The following is a 24,290-nucleotide window of genomic DNA, read 5'->3' on the forward strand; positions in this document are numbered from 1 at the left end:
TTAGAAAATGAAGATTGTATTTATGGGGACTCCTGATTTTGCTGTTCCTGTGCTACGTTCATTAAAGGAAGCTAATTATGATATCGTTGCTGTCGTTACACAGCCAGATCGTCCAGTAGGAAGAAAAAAAACTCTGACTCCTCCACCTGTAAAAGTGGAAGCAACAGCACATAGTATTGATGTTTTACAACCAGAAAAAATAAAAGAATCGGTAGAAATTGATAAAGTGCTTGCCTATAAGCCTGATCTAATTGTTACGGCAGCATTCGGACAAATTTTGCCGAAAGAAATTTTAGACTTTCCGAAATTTGGGTGTATTAATGTACATGCTTCTTTGTTGCCTAAATATCGTGGTGGTGCTCCAATTCATCAAGCGATCATTGACGGGGAAAAAGAAGCAGGAGTTACGATCATGTACATGGTTGAAAAATTAGACGCTGGTGATATGCTTTCTTATGTGAAAGTGCCTATTGAGGAAAGGGATACTGTTGGGTCATTGCATGATAAGTTAAGTAAAGAAGGAGCACGTCTACTTTTATCAACGATTCCTAATATTATCAATGGAAAAGCAAAAGCCATACCACAAGATGTATCACAAGTTACATTTGCCAGTAATATTACGAGGGAAATGGAGCGGATCAATTGGGAAAAAACAGGCGAAGAGATTTACAATCATATTAGAGGGTTACATCCTTGGCCAGTTGCTTTTACGGAGCTTCTTGGTAAAGTATTTAAAGTTTGGTGGGGAGAGAAGGTTCCATCTGTAGGAAATAATGAACCAGGAGTTATTGAACGAATTGATGAAGATGGTTTTGTCGTATCAACGGGGAATTCCACTTCCATTAAAATTACAGATTTACAACCTGCAGGGAAGAAAAGAATGGATGGTGCCTCGTTTATTCGTGGAGCTGGCTCATCACTAAAAGCTGGAATGAGGATTGGTCATGAGTAAACTTGTACGTGAAGTTGCCTTAGATGCTCTATTACAAGTCGAGAAAGAGCAAGCCTATAGCAATTTGTTATTAAACCAATTAGTGAAAAAAAATGAGTTTTCCAAACGTGATGTGGGCCTATTAACTGAGATCGTCTATGGTACGATACAACGAAAAAATACACTTGATTATTTTTTATCACCTTTTGTAAAAAATGGCTTTGAATCAATCGAGCAATGGGTGCACGTCTTATTACGTTTATCCGTTTACCAAATGCTGTACTTAGATCGAGTCCCTGAACGAGCTATTATACATGAAGCAGTGATGATTGCATCTAGACGCGGACATGAAGGGATAAGTGGAATGGTTAACGGTGTCCTACGATCAGTACAACGTCAAGGACAACCGAGTTTTGAGACAATCAAAAATGAGAAAAAAAGAATGTCGCTTGAATTAAGCTTCCCAAAATGGTTAGTTTCTCGGTGGATCGATCAGTACGGCGAAAAAGATGCGAAGGCTATTTGTCAGGTAAGTAATCAACCACCATCCGTTACGATCCGCGTTAATCGTCTAAAGGCGACGGTTGAGGAAGTAATTGAGCGATTAAGAGATGAAGGAATGGATGTAGAGCGTGGGCATTTATCACCTGATGCAATTATTGTTCATTCTGGGCACGTTCTTTCGTCGAACTTATACAAAGAAGGCTATATGACGATACAAGATGAGAGTTCGATGTTAGTTGCGAGAGCCCTTGATGTTCAAGATAATATGCACATTGTCGACGCTTGTGCTGCTCCAGGTGGGAAATCAACCCATATTGCCGAACGGATGAATAATAACGGTCAATTGTATTCTTTAGATTTGCATAAGCATAAAATGCATTTAATTGAGGAGCAAGCAAACCGTTTAGGTCTAACTTGTATAAAAACAAAGGCACTTGATGCGAGATTATCCGGAGACTATTTACAAGGGGAGCAGTTTGACCGAGTATTAGTCGATGCTCCTTGCTCAGGGTTAGGCGTTATTCGGCGAAAACCAGATATTAAATGGAGTAAAAAGCCTACGGATATAAGTGCGATTCAATCGATTCAGCAGGAGCTTATAACAGTATTAAGTAAGCATGTAAAAAAGGATGGGAAGTTACTTTATAGTACATGTACAATAGATAAAGAGGAAAATGAAGGAACGGTAGAGAACTTTTTAAAAGAGCATCCTCAGTTTGAATTAGATCGTACGTTGTCATCACGGCTACCGAAAAAATTGGTTGAATTTGGCCGATATTCTCCAGGGATGGTAACGATACTTCCACAAGACTTTTTAACGGATGGCTTTTTTATAGCGTGCTTTAATAAAGTTCGATAAATTTTAATAAGCAAGTTCGTGCTTAATGAAAAGAGGTGGCGAGGAGATGGAGTTTGCATTTCAGACAGATCCTGGTATGGTGCGTCCTCATAATGAAGACAGCGGTGGGATTTTTAAAAATGACCATGGTGTTTTAGCTGTCGTAGCCGATGGTATGGGAGGCCACCAAGCTGGTGATATAGCTAGTTCAATGACGAAGGATTATTTTCGTACTCTTTGGGAACAACACGAAGGGAACTTGACGATTAATGAAACAGAACAATGGCTAGTTGAACATGTTATCCATTTGAATGAAAAATTATATCAACATGCAAACGAACATGAAGAATGCAAAGGGATGGGAACGACAGTCGTTGTAGCCTATTGTACAAAAGAGTTTGTATCAATTGCTCATATTGGTGATAGTCGTGCATATGTAAAAAATGAAAATGGCTTTCAATTAAAAACAAATGATCACTCTCTCGTACAGGAATTAGTGAATACAGGGCAAATATCCGAACAGGAAGCGGAACATCACCCGCGGCGTAATGTATTATTGCGAGCTTTAGGAACTGGTCTTGATATTAAAGTAGACGTATCAACGTTTCCAGCTGATGAAAGTGAATATTTGTTATTATGTTCTGATGGATTAACAAATAAGCTTTCTCTTGACGATATTGAGGAGCAATTACAAGCTAATGTTGACATTGAGCAAAAAGCAACTAATTTAATTAAGTTGGCAAATGAACGTGGTGGAGAAGATAACATAACAGTTGCGATTATTTCGATGTCTACAGCGGGATCTGATGGGAGTTCGGGATAATGAAAGGACAACGAATTAACGGACGATATCATGTTCTTGAAATTATAGGTGGCGGCGGGATGGCAAATGTGTATAAAGCACATGATGTCATTCTCGATCGTCAAGTCGCGGTTAAAGTTTTACAGCCTCAATTTTCAAGTGATGAGCAATTTATTCATCGCTTTAGAAGGGAAGCTCAAGCCGCGACAAGCTTAAATCACCCAAATATTGTTAATATTTATGATGTTGGTGAGGAAGATGATACGTATTACATCGTAATGGAATATGTAGAGGGTCAAACGTTAAAGGAGTTAATTAAAGCAAAAGGTTCTCTTGAAGTTGAGGAAGCTGTTGGCTATATGGAACAAATGCTATCGGCCATTTCTCACTCACATGAAAATCATCTTGTTCATCGGGATATTAAACCACATAATATTTTGGTTCGAAATGATGGGCTTGTAAAAGTGACAGATTTCGGTATTGCTAGAGCGATTTCTGCAGCGACTATAACCCATACAAATTCGGTCATGGGTTCGGTTCATTATTTATCACCAGAACAGGCTCGTGGAGGACAAGTTACGTTTAAGTCCGATATTTATTCATTAGGGATAGTTTTGTACGAGATGGTCACGGGGGTTATCCCATTTTCTGGAGATACAGCTGTTTCGATTGCTATTAAACATTTGCAACATGAAATTCCCTCTGTAAAAGGCACAAATCCAGAGTTGCCTCAAAGCATTGACAATGTTATTCAAAAGGCAACAGAAAAAGACCCACTTAAACGCTATGAAACGATTCATGAGATGGAAGAGGATCTTGCCACAGCCCTTACACCGAGTAGAATAAATGAGGAGCCCTATAAACAAGCAGTTGATGATGAAGCTACAAAAGTAATTCCTGTAATAAAGGAACAAGACTTTGCGGAAACGATACAAGCTCCTATTCAAAAAAATGAAGATTCCGTACAGACAGAAGAAAAAAAGGCGGAACAGCCTCAAAAGAAAAAACGAAAAAATAAAAAAATAGCTATTATATTGACGATTATAGTTATTTTACTAGGAGCAGTGATTCTAGCTTTTACGATTATTCCGCGGTTGTTACATGTTGGTGAAGTGGAAGTTCCTGATTTTACAGACGTTCCATATGAAGAAGCAGAAGAAGATTTGATAGAATTAAAATTAACAGCAAAGCGGGAAGATATTAATCATGAAACGATTCCTGTTGATCGTGTGGTTAGACAAAATCCACAGCCCGGGTCGGTCGTAAAAGAACAAGCAGCTGTTACACTATTCGTTTCATTGGGGCAAGAAGCCCTTGAGATGGATGATTATATCGGAAGTTCTATCGACCGTGCAGAAGCATTACTAGAAAGCCAAGGCTTTACCGTTAAACGAGAGAAACGCGAAACAAATGATGAAGATCCTGGTATTGTGTTAGCACAAGATCCAAATGCAGGTGAGTCGGTTATTCCTGAAGAGACAACCGTTACGTTAACATATAGTGTGGAAGCACCGATCCGTTTGCAAAATTTAGTCGGCTTAGCTCAATCGGATGTACGTGACTATTTTGACGAAGTTGGCTTAAGGGGAGAATTTGTGGAAGAATACTCCTCATCTATAGATAAGGACAATGTCATTAGACAGGAGCCTGCTGCATTTACGATGTTAGAAAAAGGTGATCAAGTAAAAGTATTCATCTCACAAGGTCCAGAACCAGAACCAGAGCCTGAGCCTGAGCCGGAACCTGAAGATGAGCCAACAAAGCTCTTTTCACAAAATTATCGTATTGTCATAGAAGAAGAGGATTCTGAGAAATCTTACCGAATCAAAATCATTTTTCGTGATGCTTCAACAAACGGTGAAGATCAAGTATTTGTTGAGGATGTCATAAGTGAAACAGTAACGTATCGAGTTCAGTTGCAAGTCAGTCCATCACAGCCAGGTTCATACGATGTATATGTAGATGAAGAATTAGTTGAACAATCTGATGTATTTCATTATGATGACTAATAAATACTAATTGAAATATGTAGGGGGATACTTTTAAATTCTCCCTCTTACTTAATTAAAGAAACGATGAATTTGAATAGCTGTATAAAATAAATGGAGGTTATGAATGGCAAAGGGTAAGATTACAAAAGCATTAAGTGGATTTTACTACGTAAAAAATGAAGATGGTTTGTTTCAATGTCGAGCTCGTGGGAATTTTCGGAAGCGGAAAATAAAACCTTTAGTTGGAGATCAAGTGCTATTTGAAGCTGAAAATAAAACCGATGGCTATATTTTAGAAATAGAAGAACGAAAAAATGAACTAATTCGGCCACCAATTGCGAATATAGACCAAGCGATTCTCGTTTTTTCAGCATTAGAGCCTGATTTTAGTTTATTATTATTGGATCGTTTTCTCGTTCATATTGAAGCACATGCGATACAACCACTGATTGTAATTAGCAAGGTAGATTTAGTTCATGATGAAGCTACCTTTAAACAATTAAAAGCTTACAAATCATTATACGAATCGATTGGTTATACCGTATTATTTGCATCAATTAATGAGAATAGTGACATTGATGAGATAAAGCATTATTTGAAAGGGCAGATGAGCGTTGTAGCAGGTCAGTCAGGTGTGGGGAAATCCTCCTTATTAAATATGCTTGATCCAAATCTCGAAATTGAAACGAACGAAATTTCTTCACATCTAGGCAGAGGAAAGCATACGACACGACATGTTGAATTGTTGCCAATCTTTGGTGGGTTAGTAGCAGATACGCCAGGTTTTAGCTCTTTAGATTTTGTAGATATTTCACCTGAGGAATTATCCTTATATTTTTTGGAAATGAAGGAGTTATCTTCGAAATGTAAGTTTCGAGGTTGTACACATAGCTCAGAACCGAGTTGTGCCGTAAAAGAGGTTTATGAGCGCGGGGGAATTGCCAAGTCGCGATTTGAGCATTACCAGTTATTTTTAGAAGAGATAAAAAACCAGAAAAAGAGGTATTGAAAAACATGATCAAGATTGCACCTTCTATATTATCAGCTAATTTTGCAAAACTTGGAGAGGAAATAAAGGATGTTGAAACAAGTGGAGCCGACTATATCCATGTCGATGTTATGGATGGACACTTTGTTCCAAATATAACGATCGGGCCATTAGTTGTAGAGGCGATAAGACCTGTTACACGCCTGCCACTTGATGTTCATTTAATGATTGAAAATCCAGATAAATATATTCCTTCGTTTGCTAAAGCGGGAGCAGATATAATCTCTGTCCACGTTGAAGCGTGTCCTCACCTTCATAGAACGATTCATCATATAAAAGAATTAGGGGTTAAAGCCGGCGTTGTATTAAATCCAGCGACTCCTGTTTCAATGATTGAACCAATTATTAATGATGTTGATCTTGTGTTGTTAATGACCGTTAATCCAGGCTTTGGGGGTCAAGCATTTATTCCAGCTGTATTACCAAAGATTCAAGAAGTCAATAGATTAGTGAAAGATCGTCATTTACAAATTGATATCGAAGTAGATGGTGGTGTAAATGAAGAAACAGCAAAGCAATGTGTAAAAGCTGGTGCGAACGTATTAGTGGCAGGATCCGCTATTTATAATAAAACCGATCGTAAAAAGGCAATAGAATCATTAAGAAGCTAAACAGTCACTTTGGTGGCTGTTTCTTTTTTAAACTTAATGTGTTTGATCTTCTAATATAAAGGCGAGTTTTTGGTGTAGGCACCATTGCAAGTATACTCAATGCTTTGTAACGTTTTATATTACTAGGGGAGAAGACTTTGGAAAATTAGTAAATGTAAGAAGTGAAATAAGATGGAATTAGCTGAGTTCTCAAGTTGATTAAAAAGGCCGGGCTGACAATTTGTTCCTTGTTATTTACCAAATCACTTTTCTAAATGAATCGTCATATATTTGGGATTAGGGCATATGTTTAAAGGTGAGGAGTTTCATACGAGCGTTTATGAAATTGATTCGAAAAAATGAGGAATAGAATAATGTTCATGCATATAATTTAAAAAAGAATAAGTATTTTGCCATTATTCCAATTTTCTAATAGCCCCGTAGTGTATTAGAAAAAGTCACCTTTAATTGTTTCGTTACAACCTAATTCATTTGGTTACTTATGGTGAGGAGGAGGAGCTATGAAATTTTACACAATAAAGCTACCAAAATTTTTAGGCGGCATTGTAAGGGCAGTATTAAATTCATTTAAAAAAGGATAATGAAAAGAGGGTGTTTCTCACTAAGAAGAAACACCCTCTGTATAGGCTTTAAATAACCTATTACACACGCTGTACTTTACCAGATTTAAGTGCGCGAGCAGATACGTAAACACGCTTTGGTTTACCATCTACTAGGATACGAACCTTTTGCACATTTACACCCCAACGACGCTTTGTTTTATTCAGAGCGTGCGAACGCTTATTACCACTACGTGCTTGCTTACCAGTAATATAACATTTACGTGCCATCATATGCACCTCCTTATTTCCGATGCGAAACGCTCAATTTCATACTTACATATAGTAGCACAGCAAATGTGGGATTGCAATAACTTCATTGAAACTTTATCAAGTAATCTTGCTTGACAGCTGAAAACGGAGATTTGCTTTTAAAATGAATGATTGTATAGTAAAATAACATTACTATACTATTGCAAGGAATGAGGGGGTTTGGTCGATGTCAATTGAAATGAAAACACAATATGGAATTGTAGACGTATCAAAGGATGTAGTGGCGACAATAGCTGGTGGAGCAGCTGTTGATTGTTATGGAATTGTCGGCATGGCTTCGCAAAAACAACTAAAAGATGGCTTATCCGATTTGCTTGGTAAAGAAAATTTCCGACGTGGTGTAGTAATACGTGAAGATTTGGAGCAAATTCATATTGACATGTATATTATCGTAAGTTACGGAACGAAAATATCTGAAGTAGCTTATAATGTTCAAACGAAAGTTAAGTATCAATTAGATCAAATGTTAGGGCTAGATGTAGATTCTGTGAACATTTTTGTTCAAGGGGTCCGCGTCACGAACCCATAAGATGTTAGGAGGAACTGTTCGTGGCAATGAAGCAAATTGAAGGAAATAAGCTTGCTCAAATGTTTATTGAAGGTGCAGCAAATTTAGGTAATCATGTAAAGGTTGTTGATTCATTAAATGTATTCCCTGTTCCTGACGGTGATACAGGGACGAATATGAATTTATCGATTACATCAGGAATTAAGGAAGTAAAGCAGACTATTCAAGCTGATGCTAGCAAGGTAGCAGCTGCATTTGCCAAAGGTTTGCTTATGGGGGCTAGAGGGAATTCGGGAGTTATTTTATCACAGTTATTTCGTGGTTTCTCAAAAGCACTTGAAGGAAAGCAAACGATTAATTCTGTAGAGTTTGCCGATGCTCTACAAAACGGTGTAGAAACAGCTTATAAGGCTGTTATGAAGCTGTAGAGGGGACGATATTAACAGTCGCAAAAGACGCTGCGAAGGTAGCAGAAAAAACGGCTGTGAAAAGTAATGATTTGCTTCACGTAATGGAAGCGACTTTAAATGAGGCGAATGAATCTTTAAAAAGAACCCCTGATTTGCTTCCTGTTTTAAAAGAGGTTGGTGTTGTAGATTCCGGTGGACAAGGTCTAGTATATATTTATGAAGGATTTATGGCTGTTTTAAAAGGGGAAGCAATCACGAGGTCAGAAGAAGCTCCGTCAATGGATGACCTTGTACGTGTCGAGCATCACAATGCACAAAGCCATATGGCAACTGAAGATATCGAATTCGGTTTTTGTACGGAAGTGATGGTTCAATTTTCAGAGGATAAGCTTGCCCAAAATCCGTTTAGTGAGCATGATTTTCGTTTAGAGTTAAATGAGCTAGGAGATTCATTACTAGTTGTGTCAGATGAGGACCTATTGAAAGTACATATTCATGCTGAGCACCCAGGAGAGGTATTGAATAAGGCACAACGCTTCGGTGAATTAATTAATATAAAAATCGAAAATATGCGAATGCAGCATACGAATTTATTGGAAGAGTCTAAGCAACATCACGAACAAGAACATTTAAAAAGTAAACAAATAGAAGAAAAAAGTGAGTTTGGTATTGTAACCGTTTCGATGGGCCAAGGAATTGAAAAATTATTTAAAGGACTTGGAGCTGGAGTAGTCATACAAGGTGGCCAGACGATGAATCCGAGTACCGAGGATATCGTAAAAGCAATTAAAGAAGTAAATGCAAAAAACATTATAGTTTTACCAAATAACGGAAATATCGTGATGGCAGCTGAACAGGCTGCTGAGGTTGCAGATGAACAAGTTGTTGTCGTACCGACAAAAACAGTCCCTCAAGGTTTAGCGGCTTTGTTAGCATTTAATCCTTCTCTATCACTTATCGAGAACAAAGAAGGAATGGAAGCTGCTATTACTACTGTTAAATCTGGACAAGTTACGTATGCAGTTCGCGATACTAGTATTGATGGTGTAAAGATTCAAAAAGACGATTTTATGGGAATAGCTGAGAAGAAAATAGTTAGCTCTGGTAAAGATCTAGTTGAAGTGACGAAATGTTTATTAGACGAAATGATTGATGAAGATTCAGAAATTATTACCCTACTACAAGGTGAAGATGTAACGGATGATCAAACCGAGGAACTTCTTCAATATATTGAAGAAACATATGCAGATGTTGAAGTAGATCAACATTACGGTGGTCAACCGCTTTATTCCTATTTACTTTCAGTAGAATAAAATGAGCAAAAGGGAGTTGTCGGAAATGTCAATAAAAGTAGTGACAGATAGTACCGCAGATATCCCCAAAGAATTAGCAGAAGAACTGGGAATTACAGTTGTCCCATTAAATGTTATTTTTTCTGATGATGAAACGTACGAAGATGGCGTTACATTATCGGCTGACCAATTTTATAAATTTGTTAAAGCACGTAATGTGATTCCTTCTACTTCACAGCCAACCCCTTATCAGTTTGAAGAATTATATCGTTCTTTATTAGAGGATGATACGACAATCATCTCTATACATTTATCATCTAAGTTAAGTGGCACATATCAAGCAGCAACGATTGCGAAACAGGCGTTAGGTAATGAGTCGATCCACGTTATTGATTCAAAACGAGCATCCTATGCAATTGGAATTATAGTTGTTGAAATTGCCAAATATGCAAAATCAGGAAAAAGCATTGAAGAATGTTTAAAACGATTAGAAGAGATGTTAGATGATACAACGGTTTATTTTATGGTAGATACGCTAGACTTTCTACAGAAGAATGGCCGTATCGGAAAAGCGTCTGCTCTTTTAGGATCAATGTTAAAGATTAAGCCAATTCTTTCATTGAATGAGCAAGGGGAAGTATACTCCTTCGAAAAAGCGAGAGGACAAAAAAAGGCTACAAATCGAATTCTTGAGCTGTTTGAAGAGCAGTTTGGGAAAGAACCGATTCATATTGGTATTTCGCATGCTATTAATCAAGCATTTGCCGAAGAAGTGTTGTCTTTATGTCGCGAACGCTTTACTATTCAAAGTGAGGTAATTACATCGATAGGAGCTGTGATCGGTGCTCATGTTGGCCCTGGTACAATAGCAATATCGATAACGCGTGCTACGTCCTAATTATACATTTATCTACTTATATACTCGGAGTGACCCCTTTTTTAAAGGGGATCACTCCTTCTTTCGTTTTTGAGTGATGAATTGTGGTAAAATAAGCTTTACTATGGGGGAAATGAGGTGTCTTAAGTGTTAAATTTGCCTGTAACGGACGTAAAGGGAATAGGAGAAGAAACAGCACTGCAACTTGCTGACCTTCGAATTCGTACAGTTCGTGACTTAATAGAACATTTCCCTTATCGTTATGAGGACTATCAATTAAAAGATTTACATCATGTCAAACATGAGGAAAGAGTGACGGTTGTCGGAACAATTCAAAGTGAGCCTTCGATTAGATATTACGGAAAAAAGAAAAACCGTCTTTCGTTCCGGATGTTAGTGGATGGTGTGTTAATAACGGTTACTTTTTTTAATCGTGCCTTTTTAAAAAACCAGATGGTTGTAGGTGCTCAAGCGACTGTAACCGGGAAGTGGGATCAGCATCGTTTAACGATTACAGCGACGGAATTTATGCAAGGGAAACAAGAACGAGAACAAACCTTAATGCCTATTTATTCAACAAGTGGCTCACTTACGATAAAAAACTACGTAAATACATTCAACAAGCTTTAATTCAATATCAAAGTATGATAGAAGATCCATTACCAGTTTTTTTGCGTACGAAGTATAAACTGCCAGATAAAGTGCTAACGATGAAACAATTACATTTTCCAACTACACATGAAGCATTAAAGCACGCAAGAAGGAGAATGGTTTATGAGGAGTTTTTATTTTTTCAACTAAAAATGCAATCATTCCGAAAAATTTCTCGGGAACTTTCTACAGGACAAAGCATACATATTAGTGATGAAGATGTACAAGCTTTTATGGCGAACTTACCGTTTCCCCTGACTAAAGCTCAAAGTCGGGTGAAAGATGAAATTATCGCCGATTTACGATCCCCTTACCAAATGAATCGGTTATTGCAAGGTGATGTTGGTTCAGGGAAAACAGTTGTAGCAGCTATTACGATGTATGCAGCCGTTACAGCAGGCTTTCAAACAGCACTAATGGTTCCTACTGAAATATTGGCAGAGCAGCATGTTCAATCTTTACAGGAGCTTTTTCAACCATTTGATATTGAAGTAGTACTGTTAACGGGATCTGTAAAAGGGAAAAAAAGAAAAGAATTGCTTCAGAAGATTGAAACAGGAACGGCAAGAATTATCGTCGGAACACATGCATTAATTCAAGAAGAAGTACAGTATTCAAACTTAGGTTATGTGATAACAGATGAGCAGCATCGTTTTGGCGTCTCACAAAGACGGATTCTACGTGATAAAGGCCAGCATCCTGATGTCCTCTTTATGACAGCTACACCGATTCCACGAACATTGGCAATCTCTGTTTTTGGCGATATGGATGTATCAATCATTGATGAGATGCCTGCAGGGCGCAAAGACATTGAAACATATTGGGCTAAGCCGGATATGCTTACTAGAGTGCTAGAATTTGCCGAAAAAGAATTACAAAAAGGTAGACAAGTATATGTTATTTGTCCGCTTATCGAAGAGTCGGATAAACTGGATGTACAAAATGCGATTGATGTCCACGTTCTACTACAGCAGTATTATAAAGGGAAATGGAAGGTAGGATTAATGCATGGGAGGTTGCATCCGACTGAAAAAGATGAGGTAATGAAGGCGTTTAGTCAAAATGACACGCAAATACTTGTGTCAACAACGGTCGTCGAAGTAGGAGTAAACGTACCAAATGCAACAGTGATGATCATTTATGATGCGGAACGCTTTGGACTAGCACAATTGCACCAACTCCGTGGGAGAGTTGGGAGGGAGATGCCCAATCTTATTGCATTTTATTAGCTGACCCTAAATCAGAGATTGGGAAAGAGCGAATGAAAATTATGACGGAAACAAATGACGGCTTTGTTCTGTCGGAAAAAGATTTGGAACTACGTGGACCAGGTGATTTTTCGGTTCAAAACAAAGTGGTTTACCTGATTTTAAAGTAGCTGATGTTGTTCATGATTATCGAGCATTAGAAGTGGCACGCCAAGATGCCCATCTGCTCATTTTCTCAGATTCCTTTTGGGAAGAGGGGCAATATGCTTTACTAAGACGTTATTTAGAGGAGGAAGGCGTTTTAAATGGGCAAAAAATTGATTAACTATTGAAATCAACGTGTACGAATTATATACTACTCTTAGTACCTAGTAATAAAAGTGAATAGTGTGGATGGTGAAACCGATGAAAATAAAAAAGAAGGAACGCCAAACACGTTTACAAGAGATGCTAGAGCAGAATCCATTTTTAACGGATGAGGATCTTTCAGAAGCATTTTCTGTTAGTATACAAACGATCCGGCTTGACCGCTTAGAATTATCAATTCCCGAACTACGGGAACGGATTAAAGGTGTTGCCCAACAACAGCTTGATGAATTAAAAGCATTGGCACCCGATGAAGTAATTGGTGAAATTGTTGATCTAAATTTAGACCAAACGGCTATATCCATTTTAGATGTTGGAACGGAGCATGTTTTTGCACGAACCGGAATTGCTCGCGGGCATCATTTATTCGCTCAAGCCAATTCTTTAGCTGTTGCAATTATTAATGATGAGATGGCTTTAACGGCAAAAGCAAATATTCGTTTTACTCGCCAAGTTCAAGCTGGAGAGCGAGTGGTAGCAAAAGCACATGTTTTAGCAAAACAACGAGAACGTACAACTGTAAACGTTGAAAGCTATGTTGGGGATGAAATCGTATTTTCAGGGGAATTTGTCATGTTTCGATCGGCTGGGAAGGATTCAAAAAGGAGAGACGAGAATGAAAATATCAATTGATGCAATGGGAGGCGACAATGCACCTAAAGCTCCTGTTGAAGCAGCTCAAAAAGCAATTCAAGCATATCCCGATTTAGAAATTACGTTGGTTGGAAATGAAGAAAAAATAAGAAAACATATAACAAATGATAATCGTCTTTCAGTATTACATACGACAGAGAAAATTGAAGATACTGACCAACCAACGACAGCGGTTCGAAGAAAAAAAGATGCTTCAATGGTATTAGCTGTAAAAGAAGTGAAAGAAGGCAGAGCCGATGCTACGATATCCGCAGGAAATACCGGAGCTCTTATGACGGCGGGATTGCTCCATGTCGGGCGTATAAAAGGCATTGATCGTCCAGCCTTATCCCCGATGTTGCCAACTTTAAACGGGAAAGGTTTTTTACTGCTTGATGTTGGGGCAAACATGGATGCAAAGCCTGAACATCTATTACAATATGCAATTATTGGTCATACGTATATGGAAATGGTACGGAATGTCAGAAAACCACGCGTTGGATTATTGAATGTCGGTACTGAAAATGGCAAAGGGAATGAATTAACGAAAGCTGCCTTCTCGTTATTGGAAAACGCCAATATTCACTTCATTGGCAACGTAGAAGCACGTGATTTGCTTACTGGTGTTGCCGATGTTGTTGTATGTGATGGATTTAATGGTAATTTAGTTTTAAAAACGACGGAAGGCACAGCTGGCGCACTTTTTTCACTATTAAAAAAGGAGTTAACTAGCTCTTTCTTATCGAAAATTGCAGCTGCCACATTAAAACCACGCTTCAGTAAAATAAAAAATCAGTTGAGTTACTCACAATATGGTGGGGCAGGGCTATATGGATTAAAAGCTCCCGTTATTAAAGCACATGGTTCATCGGATGAGGTTGCTGTTTTTCACGCAATACGTCAAGCTTATGAAATGGTTGATCAACAAGTCGTTACGATTATAAAAAACGAAATAGCTAAGGTAGTATTAAATAACGGACAGGAGGGGTAACATGGGGAAAGTCGCATTTTTGTTCCCAGGACAAGGTTCACAATCAGTTGGAATGGGAAAAGAGTTAGACTCTAATATTTTTAAACGAGCAGATGAAGTACTTGGCTATTCATTATCGACAGTCATGTTTAATGGACCTGAAGAAGAGCTAAGAAAAACAGAGCATACTCAGCCTGCTCTTGTGACGATGAGTGTAGCAATTCTACAATTAGTAAGAGAAGTGGGAATCACTTGCGATTATGTTGCAGGGCATAGTCTTGGTGAATATAGTGCGTTAGTAGCAGCTGGAGCGATGACGTTCGAAGATGCTGTTTATGCTGTTCGTCAAAGAGGTTTATTTATGGAAGAAGCGGTACCGAATGGTAAAGGAGCGATGGCTGCTGTTTTAGGTGTCGATCGTGCACTGCTCGAAGAAATTTGTAGTGAAGCAAGTAAAGAAGGAGTCGTAGAACTAGCTAATTTAAATTGCCCTGGGCAAATTGTCATTTCCGGATCAGCTACTGGAGTGAAAGAAGCAAGCCGTCTCGCCAAAGAAAAAGGTGCTCGTCGTGTGATTCCTTTACTTGTTAGTGGACCTTTTCATTCTACTTTAATGAAACCTGCTTCAAAAAAGCTTGCATCAGTACTTGAGAAGGTTGAAATCAAGCATGCTAACATTCCTGTTATTGCGAATGTTACAGCATCAGAAGTAACAAATAGTGATACGATCCGTGATAATCTAATCCAACAAGTATATTCCCCTGTCCTGTGGGAAGATACGATTCATACATTATTAAATAATGGTGTTGATACATTTGTAGAAATAGGCAGTGGAAATGTGCTTACAGGACTAGTTCGCAAAATAAATCGTAAAGTCAAAGCCATTTCTGTTCAATCGGTGTCAGATGTTAGTAACCTGAAAACTCAATTAGAAGAGGTGAGCCATTAATGTTACAAGGCCAAACGGCAATTGTTACTGGAGCTTCGCGAGGAATTGGTCGGGCTACAGCCATTGAGCTAGCACGTAATGGGGCAAATGTAGTCGTAAATTATGCAGGAAGTCAAGCGAAGGCTGAAGAAGTCGTAACAGCGATAAAAGAATTAGGTGCTGATGCTATTGCTGTTCAAGCAAACGTTGCTGATCAAGATGAGGTAAAGGCTTTAATGAAGCAAACCGTTGATACGTTTGGACGTATTGATATTTTAGTAAATAACGCTGGGATTACGCGTGATAATTTATTAATACGTATGAAAGATGACGAATGGGATGATGTTATTAATACGAACTTAAAAGGTGTGTTTCATTGTGCAAAGGCTGTTAGTAGACAAATGATGAAACAACGCTATGGACGTATTATTAATGTTGCTTCTGTCGTTGCAGTATTAGGAAATGCTGGCCAAGCTAATTATGTTGCGGCAAAAGCGGGTGTTATTGGTTTAACAAAAACATTAGCTCGTGAATTAGCCAATCGCAATATTCACGTTAATGCAGTTGCCCCAGGTTTCATCGAGACGGATATGACTGATGAGTTAGGTGATGATATGAAAGCACAGCTTTTAAATCAAATTCCACTTGCATCATTAGGAAAACCTGAGGATATTGCCAATACGATTCGCTTCCTAGCGAGTTCTGATGCGAATTATATAACAGGTCAAACAATCCATGTTGATGGTGGAATGGTTATGCCATAAGATAAGAATGGAACCTTTGAGAGGAGGTGAAAGAAATGGCAGATACATTATCTCGTATTACAAAAATTGTTGTTGATCGACTTGGCGTAGATGAGGCAGAGGTGAAGCCTGAAGCGTCATTTAAAGATGACCTTGGAGCAGATTCATTAGATGTTGTAGAGCTTGTCATGGAGCTTGAAGATGAATTTGATCTAGAAATTTCCGATGAAGAAGCGGAGAAAATTTCAACGGTTGCTGATGTCGTTGATTACATAGACGGCCGTAGCTAAGTGGAAATTGGGTATCTCCCTTTATTATGTAATAAAGGGAGGACCCTATTATTTTTAAGTAAGGATAGTTTAGAGCATATGAAGAATGTGTAAAAATATGGAGGTGGTTTATGAATGCCACAATCTTCAAGATCGTCCAAGCGCACACGATCACACCATGATCGTAGACGTGCTCCACGTAAAATGGTGCTAACGAAAGATCAGCGACAAAAAATTTGATCAGCTGATGCAGCAATTGGATATTCAATTTACTAACCGGAAATTATTAATTCAAGCTTTTACCCATTCATCCTATGTGAATGAGCATCGTATTTATTCTTGTCAAGATAATGAACGCTTAGAATTTCTAGGTGATGCCGTACTTGAGCTATCTGTCTCACAATTCCTTTTTAAACAGTTCAAAACGATGAGTGAGGGTGATATGACAAAACTTCGAGCATCGATTGTATGTGAACCGTCATTAGCAGCATTTGCCGAAGAGCTGCAATTTGGGGAGTTAGTTTTGCTAGGAAAGGGAGAAGAGATGACAGGTGGTAGAGCACGTCCGGCTTTATTAGCAGATGTATTTGAAGCTTTTATCGGTGCTCTTTACTTAGATCAAGGATTAGATACGGTATTGGATTTTCTAAATAAAACGATTTATCCGAAGATAAACGATGGTGCTTTTCTCATATGATGGATTTTAAAGTCAGCTACAAGAATATATTCAGCGAGATAACCTTGGTAGTATTCAATATTTAATTGTCCAGGAGCGTGGACCTGCTCACAACCGGGAGTTTGTCTCAGAAGTTCAATTAAATGGAGAGACACTTGGAGTGGGAACAGGACGCTCAAAGAAGGAGGCTGAGCAACACGCAGCCCAACAAGCACTAATGAACGTAACCGAGAAAGAAAAGCTGAAATAATAAAAAGGAGTCGCTATTTTAAAATAGGGACTCCTTTTATGAATGATCGAACGATTTATTTGCGTAGTTGTCCGAGTTCAGTGACGATTGCGTCTAATTCACTGACAGAAAAATTAGATTTTTTTTGGACATGCAGGTAAATGTCACGTAAATCTTCATAATGCTCAGTGTCAAAGTTCTTGGAATTTAGTGCACTTGCATTTACAATTTGTAGTTTGTCTTTTATTGATTCAAGCATATATTCAATATTTTCTTTTGATTGAGTATCTAAATTCATGATCTCACTCCCTATATCTAATATAGTAATCGTACCATAGAGAGAACGGTTTGTCCTTTTTTCTTTAAAAATGTTATTTCATAAGATTACATAGCTTCATTCTTACGACTACGAATGAAGCACGCCGCTTTTCTCCTTAAATAGCTTTTAAACTCTATATGTCAATTCATTAGTTAATATGATAAAATTATTTAGTTGTAATACATAGTTAGGAGGAGAGACGATGTTCCTCAAACGGCTAGAAGTTGTTGGCTTTAAGTCATTTGCTGAAAAGATAAACATTGATTTTGTACCAGGTGTCACTGCTGTTGTTGGCCCAAATGGAAGTGGAAAGAGTAATATTTCTGATAGTATACGTTGGGTGTTAGGTGAACAATCAGCTAAATCATTAAGAGGGGCGAAAATGGAAGATATTATTTTTGCTGGGAGTGATTCACGCAAACCTCTGAACTATGCTGAAGTAAGTTTAGTTTTGGATAATGAGGATCAGTATATAGCGATTGATTATAGTGAAGTGAGTGTGACAAGACGTGTTTATCGTTCAGGAGAAAGTGAATATTACATAAATAAACAGCTTTGTCGCTTGAAGGATATCATCGATTTATTTCTTGACTCAGGTTTAGGGAAAGAAGCGTACTCAATCATTGGACAAGGAAAGGTTGAGGAGATTCTTAGTAGTAAGCCAGAAGACCGACGTGTTATTTTTGAAGAAGCGGCAGGAGTACTGAAATATAAAACTAGAAAAGTTAAAGCGGAAAAACGTTTGAATGAAACGCAAGATAACTTATTACGGGTTGAGGATATTCTCCATGAGCTTGAAGCACAAGTGGAACCATTAAAGGAACAAGCTTCAATCGCAACAGAATATGTAGCGATGAAAGAGGAATTGAAAGAAGTAGATATAGCTTTAACGGTCTACGAAATTGAAAAATTGCATGAAAATTGGTCAGAAACGAAAGAACAATTAAAGAATCATACAGAGCAAGTTCAACAATTAGAGCAGCAATTAAATGAACTTGATGAACAACGGCTGTCTATTAGAGAGTATGTTAGTGAACTAGGTCAACGGTTGTCCAATATGCAAGATGAGCTCTTGCACTCTAGTGAGCAGTTGGAAAAAAATGAAGGACGTAAGGAAGTTTTAAAGGAACGACGTAAAAATGCGTCACAACATAAAGAACAGTTGGAGAAGGCAATTGAAGAAAAGAAAGAACAGCTAAATAGAGCAAAAGAACAGCTTGAGAAAGAGCTTGAAAAGGAACGTGAAAATTCTAAACAATTGGAAGAGATGAAACGCTCTGTTTCGGAGAAGGAACAAATTGTCAATCGTTCTGCAACTGATCTAGAAGATGAAATGGACCAGTTGAAATCCGATTATATTGAAGTGTTAAACGAGCAAGCAAGTATTCGGAATGAAAAGCGTTACTTAGAAGAGCAAATCGAACAACAAAATAAGAAGAAACAACGATTAGTTTCTGAAAATGAAGACATTGTTCATGTTCACCAAAAGTGGCTTACGCAATTAGAAGAGATGAAGCAAAAGGAATCGGATAAACAACGACAGTTAGATGCAATTGCCGGTCAATTTCAAGAAATATCTCGTCAAGTCGAATCATGTGAAAGCTCTTATCAAAAGAAAGAAACGAAGCTATATGAAACGTATCAACTACAGCAAAAGCTTCAGTCGCGTGCAGACGTACTTGAAGAAATGCAATCTGATTTCTCAGGTTTTTTTCATGGAGTTAAGGAAATCCTAAAGGAAAGAGATGGTAGGCTTACGGGAATTTTAGGAGCCGTTGCAGAATTAATTGATGTGCCAAAAGTATATGAAACAGCTGCTGAAATTGCACTAGGTGGAGCTACGCAGCATATCGTTGTCGATTCTGAGCAAAATGCTCGTAAAGCAATTCAGTATTTAAAAATGAATCGCATCGGCAGAGCAACGTTTTTGCCTTTACCCGTATTAAAGCCAAGAATAATTCCAGCTGTACAATTACAGTCATTAAAAGACCATTCAGGCTTTATTGGTATTGCCGCAAACCTTATAAATAGTCATGACCGGTTTCGTTCTGTATTAGAGCATTTGTTAGGAAACGTTATAATCGCAAAAGATTTGCCAGCTGCTAATGAGTTAGCTAAACGAATAGGGTATCGTTATCGAGTTGTAACTATTGATGGTGATGTCGTTAATGCCGGTGGGTCAATGACAGGTGGAGCTGTAAAGCAAAAACAAACACCGCTAATTGGACGTAGACGCGAATTAGAAGAGTTAAAGGAAAAACTAGCAAGCCTTGAAACAGTGTCAACAAAGTTAGAGCAAGAAGTAAAACGATTGAAGGATCAAATGCAACATTTAACAAATGAACGAGAACAATTACGTGAACGTGGTGAAAAGGCACGGCAAGAATGGCAAGAAATGAAGACGCATGTCGCCACAATTGAACGTGAAGTTGAATTAACGAAAGATCAATTTACCCGTTTTGACCGAGAGAAAGTAAGCTATGACCATGAAATTTCAGAGATGAAAAAACGGATTGAAACGTTAAATACAACATATGATGAGATGGTTAAGCAAGGTGAATTACTTGAGTCGACCGTTAAAAATTTAGAGAAAAAGCATAAAGAACAAAGAGAATCGAAAGAAACGCTACAGGAACAATTAACTGTGGAGAAAATCGAACTAGCACGTATTAAAGAACAATATCAGTCGATTTCGTCACAGGCTAAATATTGGAGCACGATGACTGCTGATCTTGAGAAGGATTATGAAGAACTAACAATCCAGTATCGTGATTTACTTGATGAGATGTCAGACGGAACAAACGGTGAAGTGCACTTAAATGAAATGATTAGCGAAAGTAAGCAGCGAAAGCAAGAGTTGACGAGTAAAATCGCGACATTAAAGGAAGAACGTGAGGCTCAGGAGAAGCTGCTAATAGAAGTTGAGCAAAAATCAAAAACAAAAACAGCAGATGCATACGTCTTTAACTAATCAATGTACATCACTTGAAGTAAAAGTGAATCGCATGGATGTCGACCTTGATAACCGTTTAACCTCTTTACAAGAGGAATATGAACTTTCATTTGAAGCGGCGAAACAAACGTACGAGCTGACGATCGATGTAAAAGAAGCGAAAACAAAAGTAAGACTAATGAAACGCTCGATCGATGAGTTAGGTACTGTCAATCTTGGTGCGATTGATGAATATGAACGTGTAAAAGAACGTTACGAATTTTTAACAACTCAACAAAAAGATTTACAGGAAGCGAAGGAGACATTGCATAAGGTCATTAACGAAATGGATGAAGAAATGACAAAACGATTCTATGATACGTACGTTCATATACGTTCTCATTTTCAAGTTGTGTTTAAAAAGCTCTTTGGCGGTGGAGAAGCTGACCTTGTATTAACTGAGCCTGACAATCTCCTCCATACAGGGGTCGAAATCATGCAAGGCCACTTGGAAAGAAAATGCAAAATTTAGGATTATTATCAGGAGGAGAACGATCATTAACCGCGATTGCCCTTCTTTTTGCAATATTACGAGTTCGACCTGTCCCATTTTGTGTTCTTGACGAAGTAGAAGCTGCATTAGATGAAGCGAATGTAACTAGATTTGCTCAGTTTTTAAAAGAGTTTAGCCAAGCGACTCAATTTATTGTTATCACACATCGCAATGGGACAATGGAGGAAGCTGATGTTCTGTACGGTGTGACGATGGAAGAGTCAGGGGTATCAAAGCTTGTTTCAGTTCGATTAGAAGAAACGAAAGAATTAATTGAAAGCTAGGTGATGAGCAGTGAACTTTTTTAAGAAGCTAAAGGAAAAAATTACGAATCAAACATCTGAGGTAACAGACAAGTTTAAAGAAGGTTTAGAGAAAACACGTGAATCAGTAGTTGGAAAAATGAATGAACTCGTTTCAAGGTACCGTAAAGTAGATGAAGATTTTTTTGAAGAGCTCGAAGAAATCTTGATTGAAGCTGATGTTGGTGTGACAACGGTTATGGACCTCATTGATGAAATTAAAGATGAAGTTCGCCTGCAAAACATTAAAGATTCGAAGGATATTCAACCGATTATTTCTGAAAAATTAGCAGGTCTATTGGAAAAGGAAGATGAAACAGAACTTCAATTAAATGAAAATGGCATGAGTGTCATTCTATTTGTTGGGGTAAATGGAGTCGGTAAGACAACAACGATCGGAAAACTAGCTAATCGTCTTAAAAATGAGGGAAAGTCAGTTTTACTTGCTGCAGGTGACACATTTCGTGCAGGTGCTATAGAACAGCTAGAAGTATGGGGAGAACGTGTAGGAGTGGATGTCATTAAGCAGCAGGCGGGTTCTGACCCAGCTGCAGTAATGTTCGATGCTGTACAAGCAGCTAAAGCTCGTAAAGTGGATGTTTTATTGTGTGATACGGCTGGTCGATTACAAAATAAAGTAAATCTAATGAATGAGCTAGCCAAAGTAAAGCGCGTCATTGAACGGGAAGTCCCAGGTGCCCCGCACGAGGTTTTACTCGTATTAGATGCGACAACAGGGCAAAATGCCCTTTCACAAGCGAAATCGTTTAGCTCCGCTACCGATGTTTCAGGGATTGTTTTAACAAAACTCGATGGTACCGCAAAAGGGGGAATCGTCCTTGCGATTCGACACGAGCTTGATATTCCAGTGAAATTTGTTGGTTTAGGAGAAAAGGTAGACGATTTACAAACGTTTGATGCTGAACAGTTCGTTTATGGACTATTTAAAGAAGTGATTGAGGCACAGGATGAAGCAGGACAATAATGTTTGTTAAGAAAAAAACTTGACACACTCTTTTCGTTCGTGTAAGATAATGTTTCGTAAAGGGAAATCACTTAACAAGGGTTGATGATGTGTTAGATAAGACGCTCCGAATGAATTTTTTGTTTGACTTCTATCAGTCCTTACTAACACAGAAACAACGTAAATATATGTCACTGTATTACCTAGATGATTTCTCTTTAGGTGAAATTGCTGAAGAATTTCATGTTAGTCGTCAGGCTGTTTACGATAATATTAAAAGAACTGAAGCGATGCTTGAAGAATATGAAAATAAACTTAAGCTATTGATCAAGTTTGAGCAGCGTAAAACGATTATGACGAAATTACGAGAAGCAATTCATCAAGACGCGACTCCTGAAGAGGTATTGTCACTGCTTGACTCTCTCGAGAAATTAGACTAGGAGGCGACAACATGGCATTTGAAGGTTTAGCGGAGCGATTGCAAGGAACGTTAACAAAGATTCGCGGAAAAGGTAAAGTAAGCGAGCAAGATGTTAAAGAAATGATGCGTGAAGTTCGCTTAGCTTTGTTAGAAGCGGATGTTAACTTTAAAGTAGTAAAGCAATTCATAGCAAATGTCCGTGAAAAAGCACTTGGACAAGAAGTTATGAAGAGCTTAACACCTGGTCAGCAAGTCATTAAAGTTGTCAATGAAGAATTAACGGCTTTAATGGGAGGAGAGCAAAGTAAGATTGCTGTAGCTTCTAAGTCACCGACCGTTGTCATGATGGTTGGTTTGCAAGGTGCAGGTAAGACAACAACAACTGCAAAGTTAGCGAATCATCTACGAAAAAATCATAATCGTAAGCCATTATTAGTCGCAGCTGACATTTATCGGCCAGCGGCGATTAAGCAGCTTGAAACATTAGGAAAACAGCTTAATATGCCTGTGTTCTCACTTGGTGATCAAGTAAGCCCAGTCGAAATTGCAAGGCAAGCGATTGAAAAGGCAAAAGAGGATCATCACGATTATGTGATTATCGATACAGCTGGTCGACTGCATGTAGATGAGGAGTTAATGGAGGAATTACAAAAGGTTAAAGAACTAGTGAGTCCTGACGAAATTTTACTTGTTGTTGATGCAATGACAGGTCAAGATGCAGTTAATGTAGCGGAAAGCTTTAATGAGCAGCTTGATGTAACAGGGGTTGTTTTAACAAAGCTTGATGGTGACACTCGTGGTGGTGCTGCCATTTCTGTCAAAGCTGTAACGAATACACCGATTAAATTTGCCGGTATGGGTGAAAAAATTGATCAGCTTGAACCGTTCCATCCAGAACGCATGGCTTCACGCATTCTTGGGATGGGGGATGTTTTATCTCTAATTGAAAAGGCTCAGACGAATATTGACGAAGAAAAGGCAAAGCAGCTTGAAAAGAAAATGAGAACGATGGATTTTACGTTTGAGGATTTTCTAGAGCAGCTTGAACAAGTTCGTAATATGGGACCACTAGATGAGCTTCTTGGTATGATGCCTGGTATGAATAAAAAGGATGAAGGATTTACAGGTTGATGAAAAGCAAATCGGGAAAGTAGAAGCGATTGTTCGCTCTATGACCACAAAGGAAAAGCAGGAGCTTCTATTATTAATGCAAGTAGAAGGAGACGGATTGCCAAAGGAAGTGGAACATCTATTCAAGATGTGAACCGACTTTTAAAGCAATTTGAAGATATGAAAAAGATGATGAAGCAAATGACCAATATGACTTCCGGTAAAGGGAAGAAAAAAGGTAAAGGTCTTGGCGGATTTAAATTACCCTTTTAGTTGAAATCCTTTTTTGTCATATACGGCAGTATGTGATGGAAATTGATGATATACATTTT

The 24,290-nt window shown here is 38.2% G+C and carries 18 protein-coding genes and 5 pseudogenes; 21 read left to right on the forward strand and 2 right to left on the reverse strand.

The window, feature by feature from the left end; genetic code table 11:
• Window positions 1–7: 7 nt before the first annotated feature.
• From fmt to spoVM, 7 genes are all read left to right on the forward strand, one after another.
• Complete coding sequence (fmt, locus tag JCM19034_RS07675; protein ID WP_062048608.1) at window positions 8–952, forward strand: methionyl-tRNA formyltransferase; 945 nt, start codon at window positions 8–10, stop codon at window positions 950–952.
• Complete coding sequence (rsmB, locus tag JCM19034_RS07680; RefSeq protein ID WP_062048610.1) at window positions 945–2,294, forward strand: 16S rRNA (cytosine(967)-C(5))-methyltransferase RsmB; 1,350 nt, start codon at window positions 945–947, stop codon at window positions 2,292–2,294. Before fmt ends, rsmB begins: the two co-directional genes overlap by 8 nt.
• 46 nt (window positions 2,295–2,340) lie before the next feature.
• Window positions 2,341–3,096: a Stp1/IreP family PP2C-type Ser/Thr phosphatase gene (locus JCM19034_RS07685; RefSeq protein ID WP_062048612.1), complete on the forward strand. Its 756-nt coding sequence runs from the start codon at window positions 2,341–2,343 to the stop codon at window positions 3,094–3,096.
• On the forward strand, window positions 3,096–5,084 hold the full coding sequence (pknB, locus tag JCM19034_RS07690; RefSeq protein WP_062048614.1) for a Stk1 family PASTA domain-containing Ser/Thr kinase: 1,989 nt from the start codon (window positions 3,096–3,098) through the stop codon (window positions 5,082–5,084). Before JCM19034_RS07685 ends, pknB begins: the two co-directional genes overlap by 1 nt.
• Before the next feature lie 106 nt (window positions 5,085–5,190).
• A complete protein-coding gene (gene rsgA / locus JCM19034_RS07695) occupies window positions 5,191–6,075 on the forward strand; it encodes a ribosome small subunit-dependent GTPase A (RefSeq protein WP_062048616.1) in 885 nt (294 codons plus the stop codon).
• Window positions 6,076–6,080: 5 nt separating this feature from the next.
• Window positions 6,081–6,725 (forward strand): ribulose-phosphate 3-epimerase, encoded by a 645-nt coding sequence (gene rpe / locus JCM19034_RS07700; RefSeq protein ID WP_062048618.1) that lies wholly within the window; start codon window positions 6,081–6,083, stop codon window positions 6,723–6,725.
• 500 nt (window positions 6,726–7,225) lie between these two features.
• Window positions 7,226–7,306 carry a stage V sporulation protein SpoVM gene (gene spoVM, locus JCM19034_RS07705; RefSeq protein WP_062048621.1) on the forward strand — a complete coding sequence of 27 codons (81 nt, stop codon included), beginning with the start codon at window positions 7,226–7,228 and terminating at the stop codon, window positions 7,304–7,306.
• A 60-nt stretch (window positions 7,307–7,366) separates the two neighbouring features.
• On the opposite strand, the gene rpmB is transcribed toward spoVM, so the two are convergent.
• Window positions 7,367–7,555 (reverse strand): 50S ribosomal protein L28, encoded by a 189-nt coding sequence (gene rpmB, locus JCM19034_RS07710; RefSeq protein ID WP_062048623.1) that lies wholly within the window; start codon window positions 7,553–7,555, stop codon window positions 7,367–7,369.
• A gap of 208 nt (window positions 7,556–7,763) precedes the next feature.
• Between rpmB and JCM19034_RS07715 the strand changes: the two genes are divergently transcribed.
• From JCM19034_RS07715 to rnc, 10 genes and pseudogenes are all read left to right on the forward strand, one after another.
• Window positions 7,764–8,126, forward strand: a complete 363-nt coding sequence (locus JCM19034_RS07715; protein ID WP_062048625.1) for an Asp23/Gls24 family envelope stress response protein — start codon at window positions 7,764–7,766, stop codon at window positions 8,124–8,126.
• Between the two features lie 20 nt (window positions 8,127–8,146).
• Window positions 8,147–9,828, forward strand: a pseudogene (locus JCM19034_RS07720) (DAK2 domain-containing protein).
• A gap of 25 nt (window positions 9,829–9,853) precedes the next feature.
• A complete protein-coding gene (locus JCM19034_RS07725) occupies window positions 9,854–10,705 on the forward strand; it encodes a DegV family protein (RefSeq protein WP_062048627.1) in 852 nt (283 codons plus the stop codon).
• A gap of 126 nt (window positions 10,706–10,831) precedes the next feature.
• Window positions 10,832–12,868: pseudogene (gene recG, locus JCM19034_RS07730) on the forward strand (ATP-dependent DNA helicase RecG).
• Between the two features lie 80 nt (window positions 12,869–12,948).
• Complete coding sequence (gene fapR, locus JCM19034_RS07735) at window positions 12,949–13,542, forward strand: transcription factor FapR (protein WP_062048802.1); 594 nt, start codon at window positions 12,949–12,951, stop codon at window positions 13,540–13,542.
• A complete protein-coding gene (gene plsX, locus JCM19034_RS07740) occupies window positions 13,526–14,533 on the forward strand; it encodes a phosphate acyltransferase PlsX (RefSeq protein WP_062048628.1) in 1,008 nt (335 codons plus the stop codon). Before fapR ends, plsX begins: the two co-directional genes overlap by 17 nt.
• Before the next feature lies 1 nt (window position 14,534).
• Window positions 14,535–15,461 (forward strand): ACP S-malonyltransferase, encoded by a 927-nt coding sequence (gene fabD / locus JCM19034_RS07745; protein ID WP_062048631.1) that lies wholly within the window; start codon window positions 14,535–14,537, stop codon window positions 15,459–15,461.
• Window positions 15,461–16,204, forward strand: a complete 744-nt coding sequence (gene fabG / locus JCM19034_RS07750) for a 3-oxoacyl-[acyl-carrier-protein] reductase (RefSeq protein WP_062048633.1) — start codon at window positions 15,461–15,463, stop codon at window positions 16,202–16,204. Before fabD ends, fabG begins: the two co-directional genes overlap by 1 nt.
• A gap of 35 nt (window positions 16,205–16,239) precedes the next feature.
• On the forward strand, window positions 16,240–16,473 hold the full coding sequence (acpP, locus tag JCM19034_RS07755) for an acyl carrier protein (RefSeq protein ID WP_062048635.1): 234 nt from the start codon (window positions 16,240–16,242) through the stop codon (window positions 16,471–16,473).
• A gap of 114 nt (window positions 16,474–16,587) precedes the next feature.
• Window positions 16,588–17,378: pseudogene (gene rnc, locus JCM19034_RS07760) on the forward strand (ribonuclease III).
• 55 nt (window positions 17,379–17,433) lie between these two features.
• On the opposite strand, the gene JCM19034_RS07765 reads toward rnc, so the two are convergent.
• Window positions 17,434–17,655, reverse strand: a complete 222-nt coding sequence (locus tag JCM19034_RS07765; protein ID WP_062048638.1) for a DUF1128 domain-containing protein — start codon at window positions 17,653–17,655, stop codon at window positions 17,434–17,436.
• 223 nt (window positions 17,656–17,878) lie between these two features.
• Between JCM19034_RS07765 and smc the strand changes: the two are divergent.
• The 4 genes and pseudogenes from smc (at window position 17,879) to ffh (ending at window position 24,231) form a co-directional block, all read left to right on the forward strand.
• Window positions 17,879–21,445: pseudogene (smc, locus tag JCM19034_RS07770) on the forward strand (chromosome segregation protein SMC).
• Window positions 21,446–21,455: 10 nt separating this feature from the next.
• Window positions 21,456–22,448: a signal recognition particle-docking protein FtsY gene (ftsY, locus tag JCM19034_RS07775; RefSeq protein ID WP_062048639.1), complete on the forward strand. Its 993-nt coding sequence runs from the start codon at window positions 21,456–21,458 to the stop codon at window positions 22,446–22,448.
• 110 nt (window positions 22,449–22,558) lie between these two features.
• Window positions 22,559–22,867 carry a putative DNA-binding protein gene (locus tag JCM19034_RS07780; RefSeq protein WP_370621854.1) on the forward strand — a complete coding sequence of 103 codons (309 nt, stop codon included), beginning with the start codon at window positions 22,559–22,561 and terminating at the stop codon, window positions 22,865–22,867.
• A gap of 11 nt (window positions 22,868–22,878) precedes the next feature.
• Window positions 22,879–24,231, forward strand: a pseudogene (ffh, locus tag JCM19034_RS07785) (signal recognition particle protein).
• Window positions 24,232–24,290 lie beyond the last annotated feature (59 nt).

It is taken from the genome of Bacillus sp. JCM 19034, assembly GCF_001310635.1.
Lineage (GTDB): Bacteria > Bacillota > Bacilli > Bacillales > Bacillaceae_D > Halalkalibacter.